The organism is Bradyrhizobium sp. 17 (assembly GCF_023073515.1).
Classification (GTDB): Bacteria; Pseudomonadota; Alphaproteobacteria; order Rhizobiales; family Xanthobacteraceae; genus Bradyrhizobium; species Bradyrhizobium canariense_D.
The window spans coordinates 1-26,747 of sequence record NZ_JADPJQ010000109.1 but is presented as its reverse complement, the minus strand read 5'-3'; the positions used below and the strand labels follow the sequence as shown (position 1 = coordinate 26,747).

Here is a 26,747-nt window from a genome sequence, read left to right as displayed (position 1 = left end):
CAAGCTCCTGTTAGACTGCCGCGAGCGCGACGAGCGTTTCCTGATAGGCCTCGAACGCATCGCGCCGATCGGCGGCGTAGGGTTCGACCCGCACGAGGCAGGTGTGGGCGGAACAGCCCTGGCCGAATTGAGACGTGCCGATATCGAGCGTGAGCACGTTCGGATTGCCGGCAACCTCGAGGCCGCTATTGCCGGTCGGCGTGAACCAGGCGCCGGTCGGGAGCACCAGCACGCTCCGGCGGACCTTGTCGGTGATTTCGGCCGTCGCCAGGCACTCCCCGCGGCCGTTCCAGATACGGATCGTCTGACCATCGGCGATGCCGAGAGCAGCCGCGTCGCCGGGATGCAGATGAGCCCGTTCACGGCCGTTGCGCTTCATGGCCCTGCTCGATGCGCCGGTTTCGAGCTGGCTGTGAAGACGGCCGACCGGCTGGTGCGAGATGAGGTGCATCTGGCCGGCATCGGCGGCGTTGCCGAGCCATTCAGCCGGCTCGATCCACGCCGGATGCGAGCGACAATCGGCATAGTCCAGCCTGGCCAGAGTCTCGCTGCCAAGCACGATCTTTCCACTTTCGGTCCTCAGCGCATGGGCGTCCGGCTCGTTGCGGAAGTCGGCGAGGAAGGTGTGCTCGGCCTTGACCGGGCAGCGAGCATAGCCGGCTTCCCAGAACGCATCGAAATCAGGCATCGTGAAATCGAAGCGCTCCTCAGCGTCGCTGCGGCACGCTTCGTAGAGATGCCGGACCCAGCCCATCTCGTCCCGGCCCTCGTTGAAGCGATCGGCCACCCCGAGCTTGCCTGCAATGGCGTTGAAGATCTCGAAGTCGGAGCGGGATTCGCCGAGCGGCTCGATTGCCTGCTTCATCGCCAGGATGAAGTCGGAACGCCTGTTGCCGGCAAGATCGTTGCGCTCGATCGACGTGGTTGCCGGCAGCACGATGTCCGCGCGCTGAGCTGTCGCCGTGAACATCGGATCCTGCACGATGATCGTCTCGGGCCTCGTCCAGGCGTCCGACAGGCGATTGAGATCCTGATGATGGTGGTAAGGATTGCCGCCCGCCCAGTAGACCAGCCTCGTATCCGGATAAGTGCGGATCTCGCCTTCATAGCTGAATGGCCGGCCGGGATTGAGCAGCATGTCGGTGATCCGCGCCACCGGGATGAAGCTGTCGATCGGTCTGGTCAGCTGCGAGATGGCCGGAGACCGGGCCAGGTTGAGCGGCGCTCCCACGCCCCCCAGGGAGGCGTAGCCGTAGCCGACGCCGCCGCCCGGCAATCCGATCTGGCCCGCAACCGACGCGAGTCCGAGCGCCGCCCAGAACGGCTGCTCGCCATGATGGGCGCGCTGCAGGCTCCAGCTCACGGTCAGCATGCTGCGCGTGTCGACCAGGCGCCTTGCGAGCCCGGCGATCTTCTCCGCATCGAGGCCGCAGATGCCCGCAGCCCAAACCGCCTCCTTGCGGACACCATCCGCCTCGCCTTCGAGATAGCGAAGCAGGCGATCCGCGCCGCTGGTGCAGCGCGCCAGGAAATCCGTATCGTGCCGTCCCGCTTTCACGATCTCGCCGGCAAGGCCGAGCATCAGCGCAGTGTCGGTGTTCGGGCGGATCGGCCACCATTCGGCATTGACCCAGTCGGGCAGATCGTCCTTCAGCGGCGAGACATGAATGACCTTCACGCCGCGCGCGACGATTTTCCTGAGATAGGTTTCAAGCCGGTGGCTGCCGATTCCGCCGGCCTCGTTCTGCGCGGTTCGAGGCGAGAGCGCGCCGAACACCACCAGCGTTTCGGTGTGCTGCGCGATGGTGTCGAGCGTGTTGGCGCGGCCGCCGCACGCGTCGTCGCTGCCCAGCGTGTGCCGCAGGATCACGGGGCCTGCCGCGATCGAATAGGTGTCGACATGCCTGGTGAAGCCGCCGACCAGGTTGAGCATGCGCTTCAGAAGCGACGAGGCATGGTGCAGGCGGCCCGAGTTCGTCCAACCGTAGGAGCCGGCGAAGATCGACGCATTGCCGAAGGTGCCGGCGACGCGACGCACTTCATCCGACACCAGCGTCGTTGCCTCGTCCCAGCTGACCGGCACGAACTTCTCCCGGCCGCGGCCCCGGCGATCGCTCTTCTCGCGCTTGTCCAGCCAGCCGGAACGGACCATCGGGCGCAGAACGCGACGCGCCGGGTTCGCCCATTCGGCGACAGAATGGATGATCGGGGAAGGAGCCGGATCGTGCTCGAACGGCTCGACGCCAATGATGCGATTATCCTCGACGAGGATCTTATACGCACCCCAATGACTGCAGTGCGGGACCCGCTTGACCTCGCTCATGCGTCAACCGTCCCAAGCTCGCGCCGCATCTGCGCGGCGAATTCGGGATAGGTCTCGGCGAGTTCGTCGAACACGCGGCCGCGGAGCAGGTCGAGTGTCGCTCGATCGGGCCGTGCGGTCTGCCGCGGCTCGGCGTCATGGGCGAACCGGAAGCCGGTCGCCGCTTTGATCTCCGCGAGATCATGCCCGGGATGGACACTCTCCAGCTCGAAGCCCGGCCGCGTCTTGTCGAAGCGGAAGAGGCCTTTGCCGGTCAGCAGGGCAATAGGACCGCCGGTCCGAAAAACTCCGACCGGACTGACACCTGGGGCACTGATGAAGTCCACCTTCTCGACGAAAACACGCGGCGTATGCTCCTCCCGGAACAGGATGACGCGCGGTACGACGAAATAGAGATAGGCCGACCCGAACGAGCCGGGCCAGCGCACGCTCGATCGCGGATACTCCCCGGCGCCGACGAGGTTCACGTTGCCGAAGCCGTCGATCTGGCCGCCGCCGAGGAAGAACGCATCGATCCGGCCTTGACCCGCGCAATCGAACAGTTCCGCCGAACCGTTGGTGAAGAAATTGTGCTCGACGGAGCCGAGAATGGAGATGCGCGGACCGACGGCACCCTCCGCCTCCGTCATTGCACGCAGCAGCATCGCGCCGGCGGCGGGAATCGGAGAGGACGCCCCTACGGCAACGTGCCTGACGCCATCGAGCAGCCGAGCGATCGTGCAGATCAGCACTTCGCGAGGGAGGACCTCGGCCATCACGCAGGCTCCATCTGCGCCTGGTCCATATAGGCGGAGAAGCCGTCGGCCGTTCGCGCGGCCTTCGCGTAGCGTGCGATCTCCGCGCTGTCCGTCGGATACTCGCCCCACAGGCCATAGGGCCACGCCCCCTTCGGGGCAAGCGCCACCGCCGTGACGTAGAGCGCGGGCAGCACGCCGGCAGCGGTCATCTCGTCCGCAAGCAGATTCTCCTCGACGATGCGCTCCACCGTGACGAGCGCGATCCGCGAGGCGTAGGCCATCGCGGCAAGCTCGCGGCGCCGTCCGATCCAGACATTGCCGAAGCGATCGGCCATCGGCACGTGGAAGATCGTGACGTCGGGCTTGATGGCGGGAATCAGCACGATCGGATCGCCTCCGTCCGCCATTGGATTGTCGACGACGCGCCAATCGTCTCGGTGCCGGAGCAGATCCGTTCCGATCAGCCCCCGGAGCGGCATGAAGGGACTGCCCTTCTGCGCCGCCATCAGGCCCGCGTGGATGGCAGGACACGTCGCGTCCTTGAGTCGAACCGCGCCTTCCTTGACGGCGGCGTTGAAGCGGGGCGCTCCGCCCGCTTCGCCGAGCGAGACCGCGCTGGTCTCCACCGTCCGGACCAGACCCGCGCCGACGAGCTGGTCGACCTGCAATCCGCCGGTCGGCACGCATACGAGATCGAGATCGCCCGCGCCATGCTCGATGATCGGCCGCGTCATGGCCATGGAGACGCCGGCGTAATCGACCGGCAGCGCCACGCGCATGCCCGGCTCGATGTGCTTCGCCATTGCGCGAGGCTCGCTCAACACCATCATCCTCCCTGCGAGTTGTTCTATACTGTAGAACGCTATTCCAAATAAATGTTAGACGGATTTGAACGCGACTGTCAATCTGGCTTCACCGGATAGGCCTTTGTTTGCAGGGGATGTCACCTGCGCAGGCGATCGCGGCGCGCGCGGCTGCGTCGCGGCTGAACGGCGCGACTTGACAAGTGCGCGCGCTACGCCAACAATAATTGGAATAACGTTCTACAATATAGAACAATTGGGAGGAGAAGAATGGGTGAGCCCGCGGCTCTGCGCACAACGCGCTCCGGCGACGCAGGCGCTCGGACGTCGCCAAGCGGCCTCCCACGGGAGCGCGGCACCATCGGATCGAGCATCGCCGTCCGCGACGCCGTGAAGCGATACGGCAGCTTTCATGCGGTCGACCGGATCAGCATCGACATCGAGCCGGGTGAATTCATCACGCTCCTTGGCCCTTCCGGCAGCGGCAAGACGACGCTGCTCAACCTCGTGGCCGGATTCCAAAGCCTCGACAGCGGCGAGATCCTCGTCGACGGCAAGCCCGTCCACAACGTGCCCACGCACAAGCGCGGCTTCGGCATGGTCTTCCAGAGCTACGCGCTGTTTCCCAACATGACGGTGAGCCAGAACGTCGCGTTTCCGCTTCGCATGGCGGGCGTCGACCGGGCAACCACGGACCGACGCGTCGCCGAGACGCTGGAAATCATGCGCCTGACGGAGCATGCGACGAAGTCCCCCTCGCAGATGTCGGGCGGGCAGCAACAGCGCGTCGCGATCGCCCGCGCCATCGTCAGGAGGCCCAGGGTCGTGCTGATGGACGAGCCGCTCAGCGCCCTCGACAGGCGGTTGCGCGAGTCGATCCAGATCGAGATTCGCGACCTGCACCGGACCATCGGCAGCACGATCCTGTTCGTCACCCATGACCAGGGCGAAGCCCTGACCATGAGCGACCGCATCGCCGTGCTCAACGCAGGCAAGATCGTCCAGATTGGCCGCCCGCTGGACATCTATCGACATCCAACGGATCGCTTCGTCGCCTCGTTCGTCGGCGAGAGCAACCTGATCGAAGCGGAGATTCTGCAGAAGCGCGGATCGACGCTGACGATGAAGAACCGCGCGGGATACGTGTTCAGCGCCGAAAGCCGCGACACGATCGACGTCGGGCGCGCAACCGTGCTGGTGCGTCCGGAACGCATTGCCGTATCGAACGAGCCGACTGCGAATTCCGCGCCCGTCAGCGTCACGTCTGCCATCTTCCTGGGCGAGATCCTGCGGATCGAGGCTCACATGGAGGGCGGAGAGCCGCTCCTGATCAGGTGCACGGACATGGCGGACCGGCCCCTGCCCTCCGTCGGGGATCGTCTGCACGTGAGCTGGGGCGCAGCGGACTGCTGGGTGCTTGCATGAGCTCGGCATCGATCGGCGTCCAGGCGGACCGTCCTGCGGAGCTTGATCTCGTCAGGAGGCTGAAGGATCCGGCGCTGCTGCTGCTGCCGGCGCTTGCCTTCCTGGCCTTCATCTATCTCCTCCCGCTGATCGATCTGATCCGTATCAGCGTCAGCGGACCGTCGTGGTCGTCGTATTTCGCGCGGGTGTTCGCGATACCGCTCTATTGGGATTCGCTCGTCCGCACGCTGCAGATCTCGGTGACCGTCGCGGGCCTGTGCCTGCTGTTCGGATATCCGACTGCGTTGCTCATTCACCGCAGTCGCGGCATTGCCCAGGTCCTGATCGCGACCGCGATCGTGCTGCCCTATTTCATCGCCATCCTGATCCGGACCTACGCCTGGATGGTCCTGCTCGGCCGCAACGGGCCGGTCAACAAGCTGCTGGTCTCGATCGGCATATTGAGCGAGCCGGTGCAGCTGCTGTTCAACCGCGGCACGGTGCTTCTCGGCATGACCGCGGTGCTTCTGCCGCTGATGGTGCTGACGATCTATTCCAGCGTAGCGCGCCTCGACCAAAGCCTGACGCGCGCGGCGCTGGCCAGCGGCGCCGGGCCTCTTGCGGCGTTCTGGCGCGTGTTGCTTCCGCTGACCTTGCCCGGGATGGGCGCCGGCTTCCTGTTGGTCTTCGTCGCCGCGATCGGCTTCTTCATTACGCCGACCCTGCTCGGGGGACCCGGTGACCAGATGTTTGCCATGCATATCACCCAGCAGGCGGACTCGGTCACGTCGGAGGGATTCCTGCAAGCCTTGGGCGTGGTGCTGCTGACGATCACGTTGGCGGTGGTCGCGGTGGCCGGACGTTTCCTCGGCTTCGAGTTCATCTGGGGCGGCCGCAAGCTGACGGAGGCCGTGCCGAGAGCCACCGACCGCCACACGGGCGATGCCGGCCGCCGCAGTCTCGGCGCGTCGGTTGCCGATTTCATCGGTTGGCCGCTCCTGCGGCTGTTCGGGCGGCTGCCGGGAAGCTGCGGGACCTGGACCGTGCGCGTCATGGGCGGCCTGGTCATTGCCATTCTCATCCTGCCGATCATCGTGGTGATGATCATTTCCTTCAGCAGCGCGAGCTATCTGACCTTCCCGCCGCCGGGCTTTTCATTGCGCTGGTATGAGCAGTTCTTCTCCGATTCGAACTGGATGCGGGCGTTCTGGACATCCCTGGTCGTCGCGGCGATGTCGGCCGCCATCGCGATCTCGCTGGGCGCCTCCGCGGCCCTCGGCATCGTCAGGAGCGACATTCGCGGCAAATCAGCCATCATGCTGCTTCTCGTAAGTCCGATCATCGTTCCTCCGGTCGTGCTCGGCCTGTCGCTTTACAGCCTGTTCCTGCGTTTCGATCTCGTCGGCTCCGTGTTCGGCCTTGCCGCCGCGCATGCGATCGGCGGCCTTCCCCTCGTCGTGGTGATCCTGTCCGCCTCGCTTCAAGGCGTCGATACCAGGCTCGAGCAGGCAGCGGCCGTCCATGGCGCGTCCTCGCTGACAGTGTTCCGCCTGGTGACGCTGCCGGCCATCATGCCGGGGCTTGCCGCAGCGACGTTCTTCGCCTTCCTGCATTCGTTCGACGAACTGGTGCTGACGCTGTTCCTGTCGAGCGCGGAGCTGAAGACGCTTCCGCTCATGCTGTGGGGCGACGTCAACTATCGGCTCAACCCGGTGCTGGCCGTGGTCTCGACGCTGGAGGTGCTGCTGGTGGTCGCAGGGCTCGCCCTTGCACGCCCCGTTCTCGCGACGTCGCGGAAGGCGACGTCACAATGATCGATTTCAACTGGAGGAAAGAGAAAATGTTGGGAATGAAACGCTGGCGGCTATCGGCTTCCGTATTGGCCTCGGCCCTGTTCGTCGCGATGGGAACGGGTCTGGCTCAAGCACAGAGCAACGTCGTGATCATGCAGGATCCGGGCGGCGGGTATGGCGATGCATTGCGCAAGGTCATGTACGACCCGTTCGAGAAGGAGACCGGCATCAAGGTCGTCACCGTCCAGGAAGCCCGTAGCGGCCCGCGCATCAAGGCTCAGGCCGAAGCCGGCAAGGCGCAATGGGACCTGACGTTCATCTTCGACCAGGAGACGAAGCTGCTCGGCGACTGCTGCCTGGCCGATATCGACTATTCCAAGCTGTCGGACGGGGCGAAACAGACGCTGGCGGCGATGCCGGACAATTTGAAGCGCAAGAAGGGCGTGGCCTTGCAGGTGATCGGCGTCGGCCTCGTCTACAACAAGGACAAGTACAAGGGCGAAAACGTACCGACGAGCTGGGCCGACTTCTGGGACGTGAAGAAATTCCCCGGCCGGCGCTGCATGCCGGCCTGGCCGCGTTTCGTGTTCGAAGCGGCGCTGATGGCCGACGGCGTGGAGAAGAGCAAGCTCTACCCGATCGACATGGAGCGGGCGCTGAAGAAGGTCAAGGAGATCAAGCCGCACATCGCCAAATGGTGGACGACGTCCGCACAGCCGCCGCAACTCCTGCTCGACGGCGAGGCCGACATGTGCATGGCCTACACCGGCTCGATGAGCAAGCTCGCCCTGGAAGGCGCGCCGATCGACCTGACCTTCAACCAGGGCTTCGTCTACTACGACTTCTTCTCGATCCCCAAGGGGGCGCCAAACTACGACAACGCGCTGAAACTGCTGTCCTGGCGGCTTGAGCCCAAGCGCGCGGCGCAGCTCACCTCGACCTTCCCGGTCGCCCTTCCCTCCCGGGTCGTGTTCGAGGCCGCCACCGACAAGAAGCTCGCCCGCTACTGGGCCAACAACCCGGACAACATCTCGAAAGCGATCGAATGGAGCCCGGATTACTGGGGCGCAGCTTCGCCGGCCGGAAACTCCACCAACGAAGAGTACGGGCAGGAGAAGCTCAACGCCTTGCTGGCTCAATAGGCAGGCTGATCCGCAGATGTCCCCGATTCGCAAGGATCGGGGACATCCGATCCGCGGGACTATGGCCGACCGCCCGGCCATGCTAGATCGGACGAGAGATCATTCTATTTCGGGAGACGGATGGACAAGGCCTTCATCAAGGGACTGCGCCTGCTGGAAACGCTTGCTCTGAGCGAGCAACCTCGCGGGGTCACGGACCTCGCGAGCGAGTTGAAACTCACCAAGAGCAACGTGCATCGGCTGCTTATGACGTTGCAGTCCCAAGGCTATGTGCGCCAGATCCCCCCGCACAGCATGTATGAACTCACGACCAAGATCTGGGCGCTGGGCAGCCACGTCATCCACCGGATGGACCTCATCAACGTCGCGCGACCGGCGATGATGAAACTCGCCGAGATCACCGGCGAAACCATTCATCTTTCGGTGCTCGAGGACACCGAAGTCGTCTACGTCGACAAGATCGAAAGCGCTCACCATATTCGCGCCCATACCAGCGTGGGTATGCGTGCCCCCGCCTTCACCATGGCGACAGGAAAGGCGATGCTCGCACATATGCCGGATGACTACCTCGAACGTTTCCGGCCGCATCTCCGGCGGTACACCGAAGCGACGCGAACGACGATCGAGGAGCTGCGCGAAGACATCGAGCTGGCGCGCGCGCAGGGTTACTCCTCCGTGCTGCATGGCGAGTGGCGCGAGGGCATCGCGGCCTGCGCTTGTGCGATCCTCGGCCGCTCCGGCGAACTCGTCGGAGCGATCGGCATGTCCGGCCCCGACACCCGCATCAAGCGCAAGCAGATCAAGGAATATTCAGTTCACGTGATGGAGGCAGCCCGAACCATCGGCGCCGCCCTTGGCTATTCCAGGCCGGCGGCATACCCCGCCATCAAAAGCCGATCGTCGGATCCTGCGCCTTCACATCAATCACGACGCGCCCCTTGATCTTGCCGTCGCCGGATTCACCGCCCCCGGTGCCGCGATGGTCCCAAGATGACATGCAGAGCGTCAGAAGCGATCGCACGAGCCCGATTCGCAGGCCTTCACCACGTTATTGAGGGTCACTTCGTGTGCAGCGTGGCAAAACACCGCTTGAAAAACCGCTTCAGTCCGGCGCTCTTGAACGGCTTTGCTCGCTAACGTCCTGACTTATTTGGTGGGCGCGCCAGGACTCGAACCTGGGACCTGCTGATTAAGAGGCGTATGATTTACCAAGGAGATCAGTTCGGCTTCGGAGACGCCCAGGAAGTCCCTCGCGCAGGGATCGCCTCGCTACGAAATGAGCAGCAGATCTCCCCAGCGTCCGTTTCGCTCGCTAAATCCTTGCCTTCGAAGCGAAGCGTTTCTCGTGCCAGCAGGGACGCCATGGCGTAGGTCGCATCGAAGCCGTCGCCAAGGTCCGCGACATAGTCGATCCAAACGGCCCCTTCCTCGTCAGGTGTAAAGGCCCACACTTCCTCATTGTCGTTGCCCGGCATGAATTGCTGTGCACGCCGGACCAACTCCTTGGGATCGACGGGGTCGAGCGCCGCCAGCACTAAGCGACGATCAGCATACTGCCCGAATACATCGGAGACGATGACGCGCCAAAGCAGTTTGATTAGCAGGCCAGGCTCAAACCAGCCTGCCATGTACGGCAGGTCGCGAGGTGTTTTGTCAAATGGTGCCATGCGATTCTCCCTTCAGGGTAGAATACGTGGCTTCCTTCTCGCACTCCGTGCCTTGGCGGCTTTTCCACCGAAATAGCGCCACGGCTTCCGATGCCCTGCGTCCCGAACGCAGTGAGTATCTTTTAAGTTATTGATATTTCTTGGTGTGGCAGTCGTTCCCGTCCCGTTTTGTTCGCGGTCGTTTCACCCAATTCATTGCGATTTCGTTGCGGGCGTTGACCGCGAGAACAGCTACAAACCTCGTCCGATTTCTCTGCGCGAAGGGCGCTTCTCCGGTTCGCATGAGGCGGAAAAGGCCCCCGGGAAAGACTCGAACTCGTTTCATGACGGGATGAACGAGCCACCCGCGAGCGGATGTCGCCGTCATGCGAGCCGAAGCTCTCTCGCGAAAACCCGGCTGCGCAGGCGGTCGCGTTCAGCCACGGGCGATCCGCGAACCGGTGAACTCGGCGACGCCGAGCTGATCTGTAATTCGGCGATGTGTCCGAGTACCTGTTCGCGCCCTGACGCTGCAGCGGGAACCTCGGACCTTTTTATTCGCAATTATCCTTTCGGTAGATTCGAGCCTTGGGCAAACGATTTTCGGTTTTCCCGGATGACCAGAGGCTCGACGGAAGCCGCTCAGGAGGAGCGCCCGTTCGCGGGCGGCTCGGCGGCGCTGACGGCGTTGATCCCGCCCGAGCCGGGTCGAGGCAGGAAGACGAGCCGCGGGTGTGGTGGGCGGCGGCTCGGCTCCAGCTGCCTGCCTTCCGGCCTCGGCTTCAGAAGGCCGAGCTTCCATGAGCTCGAGCACCGCGCGCCCCTTCTCATTGTCACCAACCAGGCCGATCCGGCGCTCGTCCAGGCGAAGCTCGGGAATGGCAAGAACCTGACGGTCCGCGCGCCGAAACTGCACTTCTTCGAAGATGATCCGTTCAGCCGCCCTACGAAAGTGAGGACGGCCTGCCTGAGGCGCTTCGCGTCGGACAGCTTCAATCAAAACCATTCTTTCGCCTCTGTCGCACTATGGAGTTGGCTGAAGTATCACGTTGTCGATAAGCCGCGTCGAGCCGACATAGGCGGCCACGCACAGCGCCGCGGGGCGGTGCAGCGGACTTGACGCGGGCTTGAGCGTGTCGCCGTCGACGAGCTCGAGGTATTGCAGCTGATCGACCGTTTCCAAATGCCTCTTGGCGATTGCAACCAGCTTGTCCACGTTCCGCTCTCCCAAGCCGAACGCCTCCGCTGCGGCGAACAGTCCACGACTGATGGCGAGGGCCTGCCCCCGATCTTCCTCGCTGAGATACCGGTTACGGCTGCTCATTGCGAGACGGTCCGCCTCCCGAACGGTCGGCACGGTCACGATCTCGATCGGCAGATTCAGATCGATGGCCATCCGACGCACGACCGCACACTGCTGAAAATCGTTTTGCCCGAAAGCGCCGCAAAGCGGTTTCGCGAGCTCGCCCGGTTCGACGAAGGTCTCGAATTGAGCAGGATAGATTTCTTGTGAAGCCGGCGCGAAGACGATCGTAACACCGGCATCGCGGCATAGCTTCTCATCGCGCTGGAAGTCGCGCCGATACGTACTTAGATCCTCGCGTGGCCCGAACTGGATGGGATTGACGAAGATGCTGACCACGGTGACGTCGCATTGCGCCCGGCTGGCCTCGATCAGCGCCAAATGGCCGTCGTGCAGATAGCCCATTGTCGGTACAAGTCCGACACGTTTGTCGGCTTTGTGAGCGTCCGCGAGCGCGCTGCGAAGCTCGGCGACGTCGTGATTGTCTGCATTTCTACGCTTCACATCGGGTTCGGTTGGAAGGCGCCCAGTTTGCGATCGTCTCACCTATGCCTTCGGGAAGCCGATAGGATTCTTGCGGTGCCGGAAATGTACCGTTGCGGACATCGGCAACCCAACGCGACAGCGCCTCCTGCAACACCCGAAAGCCGTCGGCGTAGGTCCGAACGAATCTCGGGACATGGCCTTCAATCAAGCCGAGCACGTCGTGGAACACCAGCACCTGCCCCGAACAACCAGGACCTGCGCCAATCCCGATGGTCGGTATCGTCAGCGTTTCCGTCGCTCGCGCAGCGAGCTCGGTCGGGATGCCTTCCAGGACCAGAGCGAAGCAGCCGGCCTCCTGCAGGCGATGGGCGTCGTCGAGCAGGCGCAAGGCGTCATCGGCCTTGCGGCCCTGCACCTTGAATCCGCCCATTGCATTGACGCTCTGCGGGGTCAGGCCGAGATGACCCATCACGGGAATCTCGCACTCGACCAGGGCACGTATCATTGCGACGCGTTTGGATCCGCCCTCGAGCTTCACGGCGTCAGCGCCACGCTGCAGGAAACCTCCGGCGTTACGTATCGTGTCCTCGGGACTGAGGTGAAAGCTCAGAAATGGCATATCGGCCACGAGCAAGGCTCGAGGCTTCGCACGCGCAACCGCCTCGAGATGGTGATTCATCATCGCCATGCTGACCGGCAGCGTATTGTCGAATCCGAGGCAGACGTTGCCGACGCTGTCTCCGACAAGGATCATATCCACGATGGGATCCGCAATGCGTGCGGTGACCGCATCATAGGCGGTCGTCATCACGAGGCGCCGCCCCTCCTCCTTCCACAGCTGCAGCCTTGGAAGCGTGACCCGCTCGAACGCCGTTTCGGACCTGTGGCTCATATCCACTCCTACCGTAAGACTGACATCAGTTCGATTCCGCGGCACGAAGTGGTATGGTCTTGGCGTCGCCTGCCTCGCCCAGGATTTCGACGCAATAGCGCTTGGCACAATCCCGAGTGACGGAATAGGTCATGCGATCGGTAATGTGGTTGTCGCGATCGAAGGCGAGAATTCTTGGTTTCAGCCGAACGATTTCCGCCCCATCCACGTACGTCGAACTGCAGACGATGATCTGGTCGCCGACGTGGCTGGTGCGCGCGGCGGCACCATTGAGGACACAACAACGTGAGCCGGGTTCGCCAAAGATGACATAGGTCGAAATTCGCGCGCCGGAATTCTTGTTCCAGATCTCCACGAATTCCATCGGCAGAATCCCCGCCTCATGGCACTGATCCGGATCGAGCGTAATCGAGCCGTGATAGTGAAGATTGGCCTCCGTGACATGGATGCCGTGAAGTTTGGCGGCGAGCACCTTTTTCATCTGAAAGTTCCGTCGAACCTCGCACGCATCCCCAAAGCCGGGCATTCCTACGGAGCACGAGATAAAACTGTCAACCTCGATGAGAAAAATGAAACATATCTCTCAAAAATTGCGACCCAACGCTTAAAAACGTCCAATGGTCGCGCGATCATCACGTAAGAACTTCCTACCCAATCGCCATGTGAAAGGCGGAGTTGCCTCGAGCTGGGCGCCGACGTCTCAAGTACCCGCGAGCGATGCGCCGCTGGCAGGAACGTCCGGTCAGGCGGCTCGCATTTTGGTCAGAAATTGGTCTACCGCCGTACGCAGCATATCCGACTGATTCTCCAACCCACGCGCATTAGTGAGAACCTCGCCGGCTGCTGTGCCGGTGGCGGCCGCTGCGGTGCTGACGTTGCCTATATGCACTCTGATTTCGTTGGAACCCGCGGCGACGGACTGGATGTTGCGCGCAATTTCGCTTGTCATAGCACTCTGCTCTTCGACCGCGGAGGAAATGCTCAGCGTGATGTCACTCATCCTGACGATCGTTTGCGTAATTCCGTTGATGGCGAGAACTGCGTCGTTTGTAGTTGCCTGCATGGTCTCGACCTGCGCGGAGATCTCCTCCGTTGCCTTTGCCGTCTGATTGGCAAGCGCTTTAACCTCGGCTGCCACGACAGCAAATCCGCGTCCGGCGTCGCCGGCACGTGCCGCTTCGATCGTCGCGTTGAGGGCAAGGAGATTGGTCTGCGTGGCGATACTATGGATGAGTTGAACAACTTCGCCGATCTTTTCGGCTCCGCTTGCCAGGACCTGCACCGTAGCGTTTGTGCGCTCAGCGTCACCAACAGCTTGGCGCGCGACCTCGGTCGACTGCAACACCTGTTGCGATATCTCCCTTACCGACGCAGATAATTCCTCGGCGGCGGCGGCTACCATTTCGACGTTCCCGGACGCTTTTTCTGACGCAGCGTCGACGGTGGACGCGCGCAGACTGGCATCGCTGGCGGTCGTGGTCATAATATCCGCTGTGCCCTGCATATCGGCGGCTGAAGCGGCGACCGCACGAACGATGCCATCGACGCTTTGCTCAAAATCATTCGCAATGCTCTCCAAGGTGGCACGGCGCTCGGCAGCCGTGCGACGTTGAGCTTCGGCCTCGACCAGCTCCAGCCCCCGAATACGAATCGTGTTGTCTTTGAACACTTGGACGGTCGCGGCCATTGCGCCGATCTCATCTTTCCGACCTACACCTGGAATGTCCTGTTCGAGTTCGCCGTCAGCGAGCCGCCCCATGCACCTGCCAAGTGCTGCCAACGGTTTAGTGATGCTGCGGCCGAGGAACCAGGCGATGACACCCGAGACCAGTCCGATCACGATGATGGCACCCCCGAGCGACCACATGATCGGTTGCAGCTTGGCATCAAGATCATCCAGATACGCGCCGGAACCGACGAACATGTCCCATCCGGGAATGCCTACCGCGTAGGACAACTTCCTGATCGGCTCCTTTTCGCCGGGCCTCATAAACTCGTAACGCAGCACGACATCGCCGTTCGCCGCCACGCCGTCCCGCAGTTCGCGGATCAGCGCACGTCCGTTGGTCTTGCCGTCAAGACGATTGACCCCAATTGTCTTTGGATCCTGAGAGGCGACCGCGACACCTTCCATCGTATTTGCAAAAATATAGCCCGCGCCCTTGTCATACGTCATCGTCTGAGCACGGCGGGAAAATTCAGCAATTGCAGCCTCTTTGGTGAGTTGGCCTGCCTCGACTTGCTTCTGCAAGCCTAATGCAAAGTTCTTGGCGATCTCGACGATGGCGCGGGTCTGTTCGACACGCGAATTGATCATTTCCTTCTGCATCAAATAGCCCGCAAGCAATCCAGCTGAGAAGAGGCCCAGCATCGAGATCGCAACTAGAATGCTGATCTTGGGAGTGATCGGCATGTTATTGAGTGATTTCAAGGAACGTCTCCAAGGCAACTGCCCGGCGGGCTCAGGCGCATAGATTATTGCTTGTATACAAGTGATCGGTTTAGGTTTCGTTACAGCCGCTACAAGTCGGCCAACACTTGCGCCATGTTGACCAGGATCGGACGACGGAGTGCCAGCTCCTTTCCACTGCGCATGCATCGACGAGATGAGCAGGTCGACAACCCTCATCTCGCCGGTCAAGCCCTTCCACCAGCGTCAAACGCTCGACACCGACGCAGCCTTCATCGTGGCCTCCGTTTCCGTGTCGACCTTGAAGCCCTTCGCGGACAAATCCCGGCCGAGGGTCTCGGGCAGCAAAAGTGAGGCGAGAATGAAGACGGCCGCAGCGGGAAGGGCCACCGCAACCATGCCGTTGAGAAGGCTTCCGCCGAAATGGGCGGCCGCAAGTGGCACGATCACAGGGGCTATGCTGCCGAGCCCGCGACCTCCCATATAGAATGTAGACACCGCTGTCGCACGCAGGTTGACCGGATAGAGTTCCGAGATCCAGACGCCCGTCACACCCAGCGCGACGTTGCCAATGCCGAAGCCGATGTAGAGCCAGAACATCGGCCACTCAGTCTTCGATCCCACGTAGAGCTGGCTCCCCCACACAGCCATACCGACCAAAGACCCGACCCAGAACAGCGCGGGCACGAGGGCTCCGAAGCGGCGGCCAGCCCTGTCATTGAAAAAGCCGTTCGCGAGGTAGCAAATGCCGCTGACCACCGAGAGCAGAACGGCTGTCGTGCGAACGACATCACCTGGCGTATGCATATCGCGCAGCAGCAGTGTCGGAATAAAGGAGACGACGCTGTAGTAGCAGAGCATGTAGCTCATCAGCCATACGAAGGCGATGACGGTCTGCCGTGCCAGCCCATTGCGGAAGAGATCCGCAAGGGGAAGTGTGCGGGCTTCTGCGGTGACCTGACTGGCCTTGCGTTGCGCCTCATACTCCAGCCAGATCTTGGATTCAGGCATAAAGAAACGAATGAAGATGATCAGCAGGATGGGCACACCGCCACTCAGTAGGCCGATGCGCCAGCTCCACTCGTCGCTGAACGTCGCAATCAGCCAGATGCCAACGATTGAAGCCGTGGATGACGCGATCACGGCACAGCCTTGGAGCGCAGCCGCGCCCAAACCTCGGCTGCTCTTTTTCCAGGCCTCGTTGAAGAGCACCATGCCTACGCCATACTCGCCGCCAAGACCGATGCCGGTGATCAACCGCAGCACGGCAAGCGACCAGTAATTCCATGCGAAGGCCGAAATGATCGCGGCAACCGAGAACAGCGCGATTGTGAGTTGAAGCGAGGTCTTTCGGCCAAGTCGATCACCAACGATGCCAAACAGCGCGCCGCCAATGGCCGATCCGAACAATGTCAGAGCTTGCAGTGAACCGACCTCGGTCAACGATAGCGACATCGACCGTTGGATCGCGGGCAAAAGAAACGGAAAGATCAGAACGTCGTAGAAGTCGAGAATGTAGCCCAGCATCGCCGAGCTCATAATCGAATACCGTTGCCTCGCCGTGTAATCTTCCGAAGTTCCGATCGCCGTAGACATGTGGTGCGCTTCCCGTTGAGAGAACTGGACAATTGATGGTCGTTATCGAAACGCTTTCCGCGTCGTTGGGCGTCGCAAATGCGGCTCCGGGCACAGATTTTGATGCGCGGGGGCCTAGCGGCCCGGCGCTCTCAATTCCGGATAAGCAAAGTCGCCCTTGTCGAGGATGTGGATATCGTCGAGCCACAGGCTGCAGCCGCGAAGCGGGATGTCCAAATGACACGGCGTGTCATTCGTACCGCCGAGCTCTGTGTTCGGACCCGTCGAGAACAGGACGTTCCCGTAGAAGGAAAGCGCATTCATGATGTGCTCCGACGCGACTACCTGGGAGGCCGCGATGTGGTGCCAGGTAGCACGCTCGTTCGATCCCCAGCCGATATGCGAGATCGCCCAGCCGCGCGGATCGCCGAAACTGTCGATATAGTTTTTGATGAGGAGCGCGTCGGTGCCCTCGCCCTTGAGGTCGACGATATAACCGCCCTTCACGGTCAGCGTGACCGGCGACTGGATGTAACGCTTGAACGCGCAGAGGATGTCACCGGGCATCAGCACGACCGTGCCGTTGACGTCGCCATCGGTCGCCTGAGTGAAGGCAAAGCCTGACGGGAAATGATCCCAGCGCCCGGGCTCATCCGTGTATCCGTATTCGGAAATGACCGGGTATTGCTTCAGGCCATAAGTTACGTCCGTTCCGCCGGGCGACGTGATCCGCATTTTGCTGGCCGACTGGAGGAGGGTTCGAGAAAGCTCCGTTCGCCGGCGCAGATCTTCGGTCGGGAACATCTTCTTGAGGATGTGGAACGGCTCCATCACGCGCAAGATGCGCGTGCCCGCTTCCTGAATTTCGGCTTGCTCGCGAGAGAACAGCAACCCCAGGAGATCGATCACCATGTCCACGCGCTTGAGCGTATCGATCGCCGGCTGGTTGCCCGTGAGCGCATGCCGGCCCTGCAGGCCTGCGACCTTGCCCTGGCTGTATTTGGGCACGTTGAGATGAAAGGTCGTTGCGCCGAGGCTCTGCGCGGCCAGCATGAAGGCCTGGGCGTATTCCTGCTGATCCTCGCCGCCGCTCAGGACCGCAACGACTTCGCCCTTCTTCACCTTGCAGAGTGTCAGCTCGGCCTTGAAGAGCTCGAGCATTTCAACATCAACGATTTGTCGAGACATCTTCACTGATCTCCTGTTTGCCGAACGTAGACACGCGGCCGTCGAACCGATCGCGTGGTCGCGCTAGAAGCTCTTCGACGATCGAAATGAAGCCCTCGGTATCGTCGATCTGCATTTGGTGACCCGCGCTTTCCAGCGTCCTGATCGCGATCGACGGCAGCAATCCGCGAATTTCCGCTTCATCTTCGGGTCGAATGACCCCTCCCCGCCCGGCGACGATCAATGCGGTGGGAACGCCGAGATGGGCGAGGTCGCGGTGGATATCATCGTCATGAAAGCCTTTATGGCTCTCGATGAGAGCACGCTCGTCGCAGGTATGCATCCACTCGGCCCGAGTGCGGATGTGCAGCTCGGGCCACCGCGGAGCAGAGGGGCTCCGTAGCGCAGCGTCAGCTTCTCCGCGCTTCGCGCTTTGAAGCAATTTGAGAAGCGGTTCGACCGGAATCGGATAGGCGCGGCGTCCGGGACCGGAGACCGGCGGATCGACCAGTATCAGTTGGTCCATGGACGATGGCCGCCAACGCGCGGCGCGGATTCCGATGCGGCCGCCCATCGAGTGGCCCAGCAGCGTATAAGGGCCCATTCCAAGCGCTTCAGCGAACCCGATGAGGTCGGATGCGCATGCGTCGAGCGAATAATTGAGATGCGGGCCGCTTTCGGAAAGGCCGCGACCGCGGACATCGAGCACGAAAACGTCGTGTCCGGAGCACAGGCGTTCTGCGATGAAGGCCCATTGCGCCGCAGTCGTCGAGATGCCAGGGACAATGATGATCTCCGGCCCGGTCCCGCCGAACCGCAAATAATGCTGCCGAATGCCGTTGGCGTGCACATTGGCGCCGTAAAGCAATCCGGATGCCGCGGCGCCGCTCACGTCTGCTGTTCCTTTGTGTGGTCATCCGACAGCGCGCGAAGCCGCTCGATGGCGACCTGCGTCGGCATGACATTCGCGTATTTGCTGGCGATATCGAACAGGTTGACGGCGTGAGACGTCGGCGAGCGGTCGTAGACCGCATCGCTCGGCACAATTGACTTGAAGTTCAGCGCGCACGCATCCACAACCGAAGCCCGCACGCAGCCGCTGGTCGTGCAGCCGGTCACCACCAGCGAGTCGACGCCGGCACCGATCAGATAGGTCGCAAGCGGAGTGCCGAAGAACGCGCTTGCCTGAGTTTTCGGCAGCAGCAACTCGCCGGGCTCCGGAGCCACCTCTCGGACGAAGTCGTAGCCCTCGGACGGGATCCGCATGATACCCGGGATCTTCGCGGAGAACGCGCCCTGGTCCTGGCCTACCTTCCGCGCGACATGCGGGAAAATCACCGGCCGTTCTTTCTCGCGAAACAGCAGCACCAATTCGGCGATGTGTGCGATCGCATGCCAACCGGCCTCGCCGCAGCTGGTGGGGTATTGCTTGATCGCGTCGCGGATCGGCATCGGCCGGTCGCCGACCGAACGATACTGCACGTCGATGACCAGCAACGCCGGTCGTCTGCCGAATCCCGCCGCACCACCCAGCCCTGCGAGGGCATAGGTTTCGCGCTCGTCCAGCGGTATCACGTCGTCCCAGGGGTGCCTGGTGCCAGTCACTGTTGTGCTCCAGAGGTCACAATCGTGAGCATGTCAGTGAAGCGGCGCGGTGGCCGCGTCGTACTGGTAGATCCAATCGTATCGCGCAGCCGTCGCGTCCGGTGCCCACTGGGTCTTGATGTAGTCACCCGCTGTCTCCGGCTTGCACAGCGCCTGGTTATGAAAGATCGGCAGCATGCCGGCCGCCGACTTTGCGACCTTGGTGGTGCGATCGAGCCGCAGGCCCTGATACGTCTTGAATACCGCCGCGATGTCATCGGGATTCTCCTCGAAGCAACGGGCGAGGACGGATGCATCCTCCAGGGCCATGTTCACGCCCTGCCCGAGGTACGGCAGCATCGAATGGCAGGCGTCGCCGAGCAGGGTGACGCATCCCTTCGACCACGTACCCAGCGACGGCCGCACGAACAGTCCCCACTTGTTCAGGGTATCCACATTCCCGACCAGTTCGATGATGTCCGGATGCCAGCCCTTGAAGTCCTTCAGGCATTCCTCGACAGAACCCTTCTCCGACCAGGATTCGAGGAGCCAGTCGTCATGGTCGACCTGGCCCGAAAAGGTCATCATGACGGTGTTCTGCCAACGGACCGGATAGGCAGTGACATGAGCGGTGGGTCCGATCCAGGTTGCCACCTCGGTTTCGCGCTGATGCCGCGCAAGGCGGTCGACGGGCACGAGACCACGCCAGGCGATGGCCTTCGTGTACTCGCTCTCGATGTTGCCGATGAGGCCAAGGCGGACCTTCGAATGCGCACCGTCAGCGCCGATCAGCGCGCGTCCTTCGACTTCGGAGCCATCAGCAAGCTTGGCCCGAACCCCTTCGTCGTCTTGACTGAACCCGACAACGTGGGCGCTCAGATGAATGGCGCCCGGCTTCAACTCGCGCACGCCGTCGACGAGAATCTTCAGCAGGTGAGCACGGAGCAGCAGATAGGGCTGATTGCGCGCCGCGTCGGAGCTGCGGTTGTAGAGGGGCCACCTATCACCGGTGTTCCAGAGCCGGATCGAGCGTCGCTCGGCCGCGATGCAGTTCTGCTCGACCTGTTCGGTGAGGCCGAGATCCCGAAGAACGCGCACGCCGTTCATGGAGATCCAAAGGCCGGCTCCGACCTCGCGCAACTCGGACGCTTGCTCAAATACGTCACAATCGATGCCGCGACGAAGCAGCGAAAGCGCCATCGCCAAGCCGCCGATGCCGGCGCCGGCAATGAACACACTCGATTTACTGACCTGTTCAAGAATCATGATATCTCCAAACGACATTGCGCTATCTTGCGACGGGCTCGGCGGCGTCTTCGGAGACTTGCTCGGCGGCAAGGCTCCTTACGGCCTCGACAATCTTGGTGTATCCGGTGCAGCGGCAGAGGTTGCCGTGCAGGTAGTGACGGATTTCTTCGTCAGTCGGGTGCGGCGTCGCCTTCAGCAACGCTGTGACAGCCATAATGAAGCCCGGCGTGCAGAAGCCGCACTGAAGGCCGCCGTGAAGCACGAACGCCTTCTGAATCCGCGATAGGCCCTCGGGCGGCGTTACGCCCTCGATCGTCGTGACCTCCCGCTGATCGACATCGACGGCGAGCGTGGTGCAACTCGAGATCGGCTCACCGTCGAGCAGAACGGTGCAGGCGCCGCACACCTCCATGTCACAGGAGCGCTTCGTCCCCTTCAGGCCAAGGCGATCCCGGATCAGGTCGATCAATAGCGTATGGGCAGGAACGTCGATCGCGATCGCCTGGCCGTTCAGCGAGAACGAAATGGGCAGCACATGTGTCATTTCACGCGCTCCCGGCTGCGGCGATCGCCTCGTCCGCGTTTCGCAGAAGCAAGACACCTGCAAGGTGCCGCTTATATTCGGCGCCGCCATGCCGATCCTCGTTGACTTCCAACTCGCCCAGCGCCGTCGGGAGCACCGCCTCGATCGCCGGGCGGACTTCAGCGACGGATATGCCCTGGAGGACATCTTCGATGGCCTTCAAAGGCTGAGGTCGCGAACCGAGCGCTCCGACCCGCACGCGGGCGCTTCTGATCGTCCTTCCGCTGGGGCCCAGCGACCAAGCCATCGCGACATTCACCGAGGGCCTCTCACCATGCTTGAACCGCCGATAGGTCACCGGTCCGGTAGGGCGCGAAAACGCAATGACTGTCAGAAGCTCATCCGGCTCCCGCACCGTTTCCAGCTCACTTCGGATGAAATCGTCAGCGTGAACGACACGCGTACCGCTGGGGCCAATAAGCACCAGCCGTGCGTCCAAGGCCGCGAGCATAGTCAGCGGATCGGCGTGGGGCTCTCCGAAGCACAGATTGCCTCCGATCGTTCCAACGCTGCGGATCCTGATGTTCGCAACGTTGGCACAGAGCGAGGACAGCGCCGGCACATGCGCGCGAATAACAGGATCATTGGCGATCTTGTTGTGCGTACAGCGCGCACCGAGTTCGATGTCATTCGCATCGTTCAGAGCAATGCGGTCAAGTCCGTTGATTCCCTTAATGTCGATGAGCCGGTCCGTATGGATGACGCGCAACTTCAACGCCAGTAGCAATTCGGTTCCGCCGGAGTAGAACATGCCGTCACCGGACTTTCCGACCGCACGTACGGCGCCGGCAATCGTCGAAGGCCTCTCGAATGCGAAGGGTGAAGGCAGCATGATCAGGTCGCGCCCAACATTTCTTTGAGCCGCTTCTCGAACTCCTCGAAGTTCTGATCGACGCGACGCTTGATGACGCCGAACCCCATAGTCGCGAGGCGACCTTGCACGTCGACCTTCGCGTCCACGGCGAATGTGGACCCCGCCCCTTCCGGCGTCACAGTCACGTCGAGAACAACCGCCAGCCTCGTCCCGGTGATCTTGTCGCGGCCCGTGGCGCGCGTGCGGACGTGAGACGGCTCCGTTATCGATTCAACGATGATGTCGGCCGGGACCTCGACCTTGAACGGGCCGATCTTCTGTTTGACGGTCGCTTTGTAAGTTGCAAGCCGCTCGATTTCCTCGACGTTTTCGCAGCCGGGGATGCAACCCGATATGCGAGGGACGTCGATCAGCGTGCTCCAAAGCTCCGCCGGCGTCGCGGGCACCACCATCGACATATTGAATTCCATGAATTCAGTTCCTCTTCTGCAGGGCGCGCCATACCTTTTCGGGCGTCATTGGCAGCTCGGTGATCCGAATGCCGTAGGCGGAGAACAGCGCATTGGCGATCGCGGGCGCGACCGGAAGGATCGCTCCCTCGCCCATTCCCTTGGCGCCGCCTGGACCGGGACCGTCGCCGTTTTCGACAAGGATGATGTCAAACACGGGGGGAACGTCGGAGATGCGCGGTATCGAATAATCGATCGGCGTCGCATTGACCGGCTGGCCATCCTCGAACTCCAGCACTTCATAAAGTGCGTGTCCGAGGCCCATGATTGCAGCCCCCTCGTCCTGCCCTTCCGCCGCAACGCGATTGATCACGCGGCCGACGTCAGCGGCGCTGGCATATCGGGTGACATGGATCTCGCCGGTGTCTTCATCGACAATGATTTCAGCGAGGCCCGCGGAAGTCTCCCAGAACAGAGGGGACTCAACCAGGGCGCCCTTCTTCGAGCGTGGCGTAATCGCGCCGCGGCCGATGACCTCTCCCGAATCGACACCCAGCGTGCGGTGAAAAATCTGGTGGTAAGTGAGAACCTCGGATCCGGTCGTGACACCGCCCTCAACAAGCGAGAGGTTCTCCCGGGGAAGCTCCCAAACATCAGCAACCATTTCGAGTATCTGATCGGCTGCGTCGAGTGCGGCATTCTCGACGGAAAGGCCGACGACCACGGTCGATCGGCTTGCGCCTGTGCCCCAGTCGTAAGGGGCGACGGCCGTATCGGTGCGCAAGACGGTTACCGCGGAGGCTGGCTGCTTCAAGGTCTGCGATGCGATGCGCGCCATGGTCGCGTGCGCGCCCTGGCCGACTTCAATGCTGGAGACCGAAACGAGGATCGACCCGTCGATCTTGAGGCGTACGATCGCGTTACTAATCGGCGTATTGGCCGGATCGGTCGCGGCGACTGCCAATCCGCGCGCTTGCCGGTTGGAGGCCTTCACCTCCGATGCGAACGACTGGGTCACTCGGCCCATCAGCTCACTCATATCCATATCGAACGCCCGCAAATCGGGGCGGATGCGCTCACCGCGGGACGCCAAATTCCGCAACCGAAACTCGGACGGATCCATGCCGATTGCCGCCGCGACATTATCCATGTGCGATTCTTTGGCCCAAACAGCTTGCGGCCCCCCGATCGAGCGGAACGCCGCACCTGGAACGGTGTTCGTGTAGACCGCGCAGGCCTCAAGACGCAGATTGGGCACCGCGTAGGGGCCCATGATGCGATTTGCCGCTTTAGTGGCGACGGCCGAGCCTGTGTCGGAATATGCCCCGCCATCGAGCAGCAGTTTGGCGCTCTTGGCGAGGATCCGTCCGTTGGCGTCCACAGCCGTTCGAATCGTGATGTCGGCGCCCAACCTTCTGCACGTGAGCATCGATTCAGCTATGGATTGGGCAATCCGGACCGGGCGTTGCACCTTCCACGAAGCAGCGGCGACCAAAGGCTCAATCTTCACCGAGGCCTTGCCGCCAAACCCTCCGCCGACAAACGGAACGATCACCCGGACCTTGGCCAGTTGCAGCCCGAAGAGGCGCGATAGCACTTTCTGAACAGCGGTCGGCGTTTGTGCACCTGCCCAAACCGTCAGAGAGTCCCGCTGGAAATCCGCAATGACCGCATGCGGCTCCATTGCGAAGTGAGAAATGGCCGGGAAGGTGAAGCGATCTTCGTGGATATACGCTGCGGTCGCCTCCGCCGCGTCAACGTCTCCGACGTTGTTCCGGTAAGTGTGGAAAATGTTGGTGTTCTGGGTCGGCCGGGCGCCGCCCTTAAAATAAAAGTCTTCCAGATTTTCATGGCGCTCGTGGATGAGCGGCGCTTCTTCCGCCAGGGCTTCCTGGATGGTCGTTGCGCGCGGAAGGTCATCGTATCCCACATCGACTAGTTCTGCGGCGTTTTCTGCGATCTCGATTGTCTCCGCGATCACCACGGCGACGGGTTCGCCCACATATCTCACGCGGTCGGTCGCAATGATCGGCCGGTCTTTAAGCACAACGCCCCAGTTACCGAACGAGGCGACGTCTTCGCCGATCAGCACGTCCACAACGCCGTCCATGGCCCGTGCAACGCTCGAATCGATAGAAGCGATGCGGGCATGAATGGCTGGCGAGCGAACCACAAACCCATGCAGCATCCCCGGAACCGTCAGGTCGGTAACGTACTCGGCGCGGCCCGTAACCTTTTCGATCAGGTCGGGCCGAACGGAACTCATGTTGTCAATCGCCGACATACGCAAATCCGATGGTACTTTGGTGCGCCGGTCCGTAAGGCGTGAAGCCAAGGTCCGGGGAGCAATCTTAGGACACTACAACATTTATCACTTGTATGCAAGTGCTGCACTTGCTTGCAAGTATTAGATGTTCTCTTCCCGTGATCGGAGGCAAGCCGGAGCGAATCGGTCTAGCCCAGCGCGTGCGAGAATGGGTTTGCCTCTTAGGCGGAGCGGATTTCGATATGCGAACGACGGACGCATCGAAGCGAGCCACTTCCGGGGCTCTCAACGAAGCAAATCGCATTAAACAGAATGAAGTCGAACAAAGATGGATTTCCTAGGTCGGGAAATGTAGACAATCGGCCGGCACCGGAGACCTTCGGAGCTTGAGGCCTGTATTTCTTGAACTGAGGCAACCTACGGCAAGGAAGCAAAAAGTGGTGCAACCCAAGACAAAGCCGCGCGCGGCCGGGAAAGTGAAAGAAGCTATAGATTCGTACCGGCTGGATGACGCACCGGGCTTTTTGTTGCGAGTCGCGCTCCGTACTCACACGTCCATCTTTGCCGCTAAGATGATTGAAGAATTAACGGGGCCCCAATTCTCGACGCTAGCGAAATTGAAGGAGGTAGGCCCTTGCTCGCAAAACCACTTAGGACGGCTAATTCATTATGATTCGGCGACCATCACCGGCGTTATCAATCGCCTGAAATCTCGCGGCCTCATCAAGAGCTCCAAAGACCCTCTGGATCCGCGGCGACGCGAGATAGATTTGACCGAGAAGGGAAGACGGATAGCGGACGCAGCGATTGAAACTATTGGCGAGATTTCCGGCGAGACATTCGCTCCGCTGACCCAAGATGAATTTCGAGCGCTCACCGAAATCTTGAAGAAGATCATACGACGCTGATCAACCGGCTTCGAGCGGCACTAGATATCGTCAGCAGCCGAGAAAAAGGGCCCGGCGATCGCGCCGGGCCGAGTAGAGGGAGGAAAACGAAAGATCGCAAATCTTTCGCAGACGCCGAATGCGGAATTCGATCTTAGAAACCTAACGAACGACCTCCGGCAGCAATACTATCGTACATGTCAGACCGCATTTTGTGCTGAAGTCGGCATCTCTCCGCACCGTTTCCGGCATTTGACGGGTCGTACGATTTCGACAGCACGATAAAGAGCGCGCGCGAGACTTGGAAGGTCCCGATCACCAGGCTCCACGCGTCCGGTTCATTTCATCGCCCGGCTCCGATCTCGCAATGCCCGCACCGCCGTACCCGCCTTTGCAATTCAGAGATCCGAATCTCCTGCCAAGGGATGACTGCCGGTCCCCGTTGCGTCGAGAGTATCTATTCCATGACTCTGCGCGCTGAATGAATCGTGCTAGTGACCCGAGGGGCTGCCCGCCCGTCGACTAGTGCAATGTCTTTCGCGCGGAGATAAATCGGCTCGATTCTCAAGTCGTCGTACGTCCTACCAATCAGCTTTTCGAACGGCGCTCCCTTTAGCACGCCATCAACCAGCTTGTGCCAGTCCTGGCGTGAAGCAGGCGCAAAGCCCGATGCCAATGCCAACCGTTCGGTTTTCATCAAGTCCACCTAATCCCAAGTGACGCCGAGCTGCCCAACATGACTTCTGCCTGGAAGTAACCGGAATTCCTGCAGTCAGGCTGCCCATCTCAGGTCGCCTCTTGCGGTATTCAGGAAAACTCCAAAATCAGCGCGTCGACCGCGAGCGTCGCACCGGCACTGGCGTGGATCTTCTTCACGGTGCCGTCCTGCTCGGCGCGGAGCACGTTCTGCATCTTCATGGCTTCGACCACCGCGAGCGTCTCGCCGGCCTTGACCTCCTGCCCCTCCGTTACCGCGATCGAGACGATCAGCCCGGGCATCGGACAAAGCAGCTTCTTGCCGGTATCGGCGGCCATCGCCACCGGCATCAGCCGCGCCGAGGTCGCTTCCGCTTCGGTCCAGACATAGACCGGCACCTCGACGCCCTGATGCGCGAGGCGGATGCCGTTGGCGATCGGGCGCGCCTGCACCGCGACGAAGTGGCCATCGATGGTGCCCTGCCAGACAGGATCGCCCGGCTTCCACGGCGACTGCAACAGATGCGCATTGCCGGTCT

Annotated in this window: 22 protein-coding genes and 2 pseudogenes; 5 read left to right on the top strand and 19 right to left on the bottom strand. The window is 61.7% G+C overall.

Annotation, left to right across the window (positions count from 1 at the left end; all coding sequences use genetic code 11):
- Positions 1-10: 10 nt before the first annotated feature.
- The 3 genes from IVB13_RS22175 to IVB13_RS22165 are packed head-to-tail and all read right to left on the bottom strand — an operon-like array spanning position 11 to position 3,887.
- The gene (locus IVB13_RS22175) at positions 11-2,323 is read right to left on the bottom strand and encodes a molybdopterin-dependent oxidoreductase (RefSeq protein ID WP_247490488.1); all 2,313 of its coding nucleotides are present in this window, start codon (positions 2,321-2,323) and stop codon (positions 11-13) included.
- Positions 2,320-3,078: a CoA transferase gene (locus tag IVB13_RS22170; RefSeq protein ID WP_247490486.1), complete on the bottom strand. Its 759-nt coding sequence runs from the start codon at positions 3,076-3,078 to the stop codon at positions 2,320-2,322. The genes IVB13_RS22175 and IVB13_RS22170 overlap by 4 nt, the downstream gene beginning before the upstream one ends.
- A complete protein-coding gene (locus tag IVB13_RS22165; RefSeq protein WP_247490640.1) occupies positions 3,078-3,887 on the bottom strand; it encodes a CoA transferase in 810 nt (269 codons plus the stop codon). The genes IVB13_RS22170 and IVB13_RS22165 overlap by 1 nt, the downstream gene beginning before the upstream one ends.
- A 246-nt stretch (positions 3,888-4,133) precedes the next feature.
- On the opposite strand from IVB13_RS22165, the gene IVB13_RS22160 reads away from it, so the two are divergent.
- From IVB13_RS22160 to IVB13_RS22145, 4 genes are all read left to right on the top strand, one after another.
- Positions 4,134-5,288 (top strand): ABC transporter ATP-binding protein, encoded by a 1,155-nt coding sequence (locus tag IVB13_RS22160; RefSeq protein ID WP_247490483.1) that lies wholly within the window; start codon positions 4,134-4,136, stop codon positions 5,286-5,288.
- A complete protein-coding gene (locus tag IVB13_RS22155) occupies positions 5,285-7,081 on the top strand; it encodes an ABC transporter permease subunit (protein ID WP_247490481.1) in 1,797 nt (598 codons plus the stop codon). Before IVB13_RS22160 ends, IVB13_RS22155 begins: the two co-directional genes overlap by 4 nt.
- A gap of 26 nt (positions 7,082-7,107) precedes the next feature.
- Positions 7,108-8,202, top strand: coding sequence for an extracellular solute-binding protein (locus IVB13_RS22150; RefSeq protein WP_247490480.1), 1,095 nt, complete (start codon positions 7,108-7,110; stop codon positions 8,200-8,202).
- A 120-nt stretch (positions 8,203-8,322) separates the two neighbouring features.
- Positions 8,323-9,144, top strand: coding sequence for an IclR family transcriptional regulator (locus IVB13_RS22145; RefSeq protein ID WP_247490478.1), 822 nt, complete (start codon positions 8,323-8,325; stop codon positions 9,142-9,144).
- Between the two features lie 275 nt (positions 9,145-9,419).
- On the opposite strand, the gene IVB13_RS22140 is transcribed toward IVB13_RS22145, so the two are convergent.
- The 14 genes and pseudogenes from IVB13_RS22140 to IVB13_RS22075 all read right to left on the bottom strand — a co-directional run bounded on the left by IVB13_RS22140 (position 9,420) and on the right by IVB13_RS22075 (position 24,643).
- Positions 9,420-9,869: a hypothetical protein gene (locus IVB13_RS22140; protein WP_247490476.1), complete on the bottom strand. Its 450-nt coding sequence runs from the start codon at positions 9,867-9,869 to the stop codon at positions 9,420-9,422.
- Positions 9,870-10,872: 1,003 nt separating this feature from the next.
- Positions 10,873-11,642: pseudogene (locus IVB13_RS22135) on the bottom strand (pantoate--beta-alanine ligase).
- A gap of 2 nt (positions 11,643-11,644) precedes the next feature.
- Positions 11,645-12,529 carry a 3-methyl-2-oxobutanoate hydroxymethyltransferase gene (panB, locus tag IVB13_RS22130; RefSeq protein ID WP_231142510.1) on the bottom strand — a complete coding sequence of 295 codons (885 nt, stop codon included), beginning with the start codon at positions 12,527-12,529 and terminating at the stop codon, positions 11,645-11,647.
- A 25-nt stretch (positions 12,530-12,554) separates the two neighbouring features.
- Positions 12,555-13,010 carry an aspartate 1-decarboxylase gene (gene panD, locus IVB13_RS22125; RefSeq protein ID WP_247490474.1) on the bottom strand — a complete coding sequence of 152 codons (456 nt, stop codon included), beginning with the start codon at positions 13,008-13,010 and terminating at the stop codon, positions 12,555-12,557.
- 261 nt (positions 13,011-13,271) lie between these two features.
- Positions 13,272-14,960: a methyl-accepting chemotaxis protein gene (locus IVB13_RS22120; protein ID WP_247490472.1), complete on the bottom strand. Its 1,689-nt coding sequence runs from the start codon at positions 14,958-14,960 to the stop codon at positions 13,272-13,274.
- 225 nt (positions 14,961-15,185) lie between these two features.
- Positions 15,186-16,466, bottom strand: coding sequence for an MFS transporter (locus tag IVB13_RS22115; RefSeq protein WP_247490470.1), 1,281 nt, complete (start codon positions 16,464-16,466; stop codon positions 15,186-15,188).
- Between the two features lie 183 nt (positions 16,467-16,649).
- The gene (locus IVB13_RS22110) at positions 16,650-17,702 is read right to left on the bottom strand and encodes a leucyl aminopeptidase (RefSeq protein ID WP_247384976.1); all 1,053 of its coding nucleotides are present in this window, start codon (positions 17,700-17,702) and stop codon (positions 16,650-16,652) included.
- Positions 17,683-18,573 (bottom strand): alpha/beta hydrolase, encoded by an 891-nt coding sequence (locus IVB13_RS22105; protein WP_247384985.1) that lies wholly within the window; start codon positions 18,571-18,573, stop codon positions 17,683-17,685. Before IVB13_RS22105 ends, IVB13_RS22110 begins: the two co-directional genes overlap by 20 nt.
- On the bottom strand, positions 18,570-19,286 hold the full coding sequence (locus tag IVB13_RS22100; RefSeq protein ID WP_247490468.1) for an isochorismatase family protein: 717 nt from the start codon (positions 19,284-19,286) through the stop codon (positions 18,570-18,572). The genes IVB13_RS22105 and IVB13_RS22100 overlap by 4 nt, the downstream gene beginning before the upstream one ends.
- 33 nt (positions 19,287-19,319) lie before the next feature.
- Positions 19,320-20,531 carry an FAD-dependent monooxygenase gene (locus IVB13_RS22095; RefSeq protein WP_247490467.1) on the bottom strand — a complete coding sequence of 404 codons (1,212 nt, stop codon included), beginning with the start codon at positions 20,529-20,531 and terminating at the stop codon, positions 19,320-19,322.
- Positions 20,532-20,553: 22 nt separating this feature from the next.
- Positions 20,554-21,057, bottom strand: coding sequence for a (2Fe-2S)-binding protein (locus IVB13_RS22090; RefSeq protein ID WP_007594419.1), 504 nt, complete (start codon positions 21,055-21,057; stop codon positions 20,554-20,556).
- A 1-nt stretch (position 21,058) separates the two neighbouring features.
- On the bottom strand, positions 21,059-21,928 hold the full coding sequence (locus IVB13_RS22085) for an FAD binding domain-containing protein (protein ID WP_007594422.1): 870 nt from the start codon (positions 21,926-21,928) through the stop codon (positions 21,059-21,061).
- A 2-nt stretch (positions 21,929-21,930) separates the two neighbouring features.
- On the bottom strand, positions 21,931-22,368 hold the full coding sequence (locus tag IVB13_RS22080) for an SRPBCC domain-containing protein (protein ID WP_231142519.1): 438 nt from the start codon (positions 22,366-22,368) through the stop codon (positions 21,931-21,933).
- Between the two features lie 16 nt (positions 22,369-22,384).
- Positions 22,385-24,643: a xanthine dehydrogenase family protein molybdopterin-binding subunit gene (locus IVB13_RS22075; RefSeq protein WP_247385005.1), complete on the bottom strand. Its 2,259-nt coding sequence runs from the start codon at positions 24,641-24,643 to the stop codon at positions 22,385-22,387.
- A gap of 419 nt (positions 24,644-25,062) precedes the next feature.
- Between IVB13_RS22075 and IVB13_RS22070 the strand changes: the two genes are divergently transcribed.
- Complete coding sequence (locus tag IVB13_RS22070; protein WP_038944656.1) at positions 25,063-25,533, top strand: MarR family winged helix-turn-helix transcriptional regulator; 471 nt, start codon at positions 25,063-25,065, stop codon at positions 25,531-25,533.
- 487 nt (positions 25,534-26,020) lie between these two features.
- On the opposite strand, the pseudogene IVB13_RS22065 reads toward IVB13_RS22070, so the two are convergent.
- Together IVB13_RS22065 and IVB13_RS22060 are read right to left on the bottom strand one after the other, a co-directional pair.
- Positions 26,021-26,209 (bottom strand): annotated as a pseudogene (locus IVB13_RS22065) (methylmalonyl-CoA mutase); the annotation flags it as partial.
- A 110-nt stretch (positions 26,210-26,319) separates the two neighbouring features.
- A partial coding sequence (locus tag IVB13_RS22060; protein WP_247490464.1) for a biotin/lipoyl-containing protein occupies positions 26,320-26,747 on the bottom strand: 428 nt, incomplete at its 5' end.

Bases quoted from the DNA above. Each gene is read 5' to 3' on its own strand.
- IVB13_RS22175 (WP_247490488.1), bottom strand. From the start codon at position 2,323: ATGAGCGAGGTCAAGCGGGTCCCGCACTGCAGTCATTGGGGTGCGTAT.
- IVB13_RS22170 (WP_247490486.1), bottom strand. From the start codon at position 3,078: ATGGCCGAGGTCCTCCCTCGCGAAGTGCTGATCTGCACGATCGCTCGG.
- IVB13_RS22165 (WP_247490640.1), bottom strand. From the start codon at position 3,887: ATGGTGTTGAGCGAGCCTCGCGCAATGGCGAAGCACATCGAGCCGGGC.
- IVB13_RS22160 (WP_247490483.1), top strand. From the start codon at position 4,134: ATGGGTGAGCCCGCGGCTCTGCGCACAACGCGCTCCGGCGACGCAGGC.
- IVB13_RS22155 (WP_247490481.1), top strand. From the start codon at position 5,285: ATGAGCTCGGCATCGATCGGCGTCCAGGCGGACCGTCCTGCGGAGCTT.
- IVB13_RS22150 (WP_247490480.1), top strand. From the start codon at position 7,108: ATGTTGGGAATGAAACGCTGGCGGCTATCGGCTTCCGTATTGGCCTCG.
- IVB13_RS22145 (WP_247490478.1), top strand. From the start codon at position 8,323: ATGGACAAGGCCTTCATCAAGGGACTGCGCCTGCTGGAAACGCTTGCT.
- IVB13_RS22140 (WP_247490476.1), bottom strand. From the start codon at position 9,869: ATGGCACCATTTGACAAAACACCTCGCGACCTGCCGTACATGGCAGGC.
- panB (WP_231142510.1), bottom strand. From the start codon at position 12,529: ATGAGCCACAGGTCCGAAACGGCGTTCGAGCGGGTCACGCTTCCAAGG.
- panD (WP_247490474.1), bottom strand. From the start codon at position 13,010: ATGAAAAAGGTGCTCGCCGCCAAACTTCACGGCATCCATGTCACGGAG.
- IVB13_RS22115 (WP_247490470.1), bottom strand. From the start codon at position 16,466: ATGCTGGGCTACATTCTCGACTTCTACGACGTTCTGATCTTTCCGTTT.
- IVB13_RS22110 (WP_247384976.1), bottom strand. From the start codon at position 17,702: ATGTCTCGACAAATCGTTGATGTTGAAATGCTCGAGCTCTTCAAGGCC.
- IVB13_RS22095 (WP_247490467.1), bottom strand. From the start codon at position 20,531: ATGATTCTTGAACAGGTCAGTAAATCGAGTGTGTTCATTGCCGGCGCC.
- IVB13_RS22090 (WP_007594419.1), bottom strand. From the start codon at position 21,057: ATGACACATGTGCTGCCCATTTCGTTCTCGCTGAACGGCCAGGCGATC.
- IVB13_RS22085 (WP_007594422.1), bottom strand. From the start codon at position 21,928: ATGCTGCCTTCACCCTTCGCATTCGAGAGGCCTTCGACGATTGCCGGC.
- IVB13_RS22080 (WP_231142519.1), bottom strand. From the start codon at position 22,368: ATGTCGATGGTGGTGCCCGCGACGCCGGCGGAGCTTTGGAGCACGCTG.
- IVB13_RS22075 (WP_247385005.1), bottom strand. From the start codon at position 24,643: ATGTCGGCGATTGACAACATGAGTTCCGTTCGGCCCGACCTGATCGAA.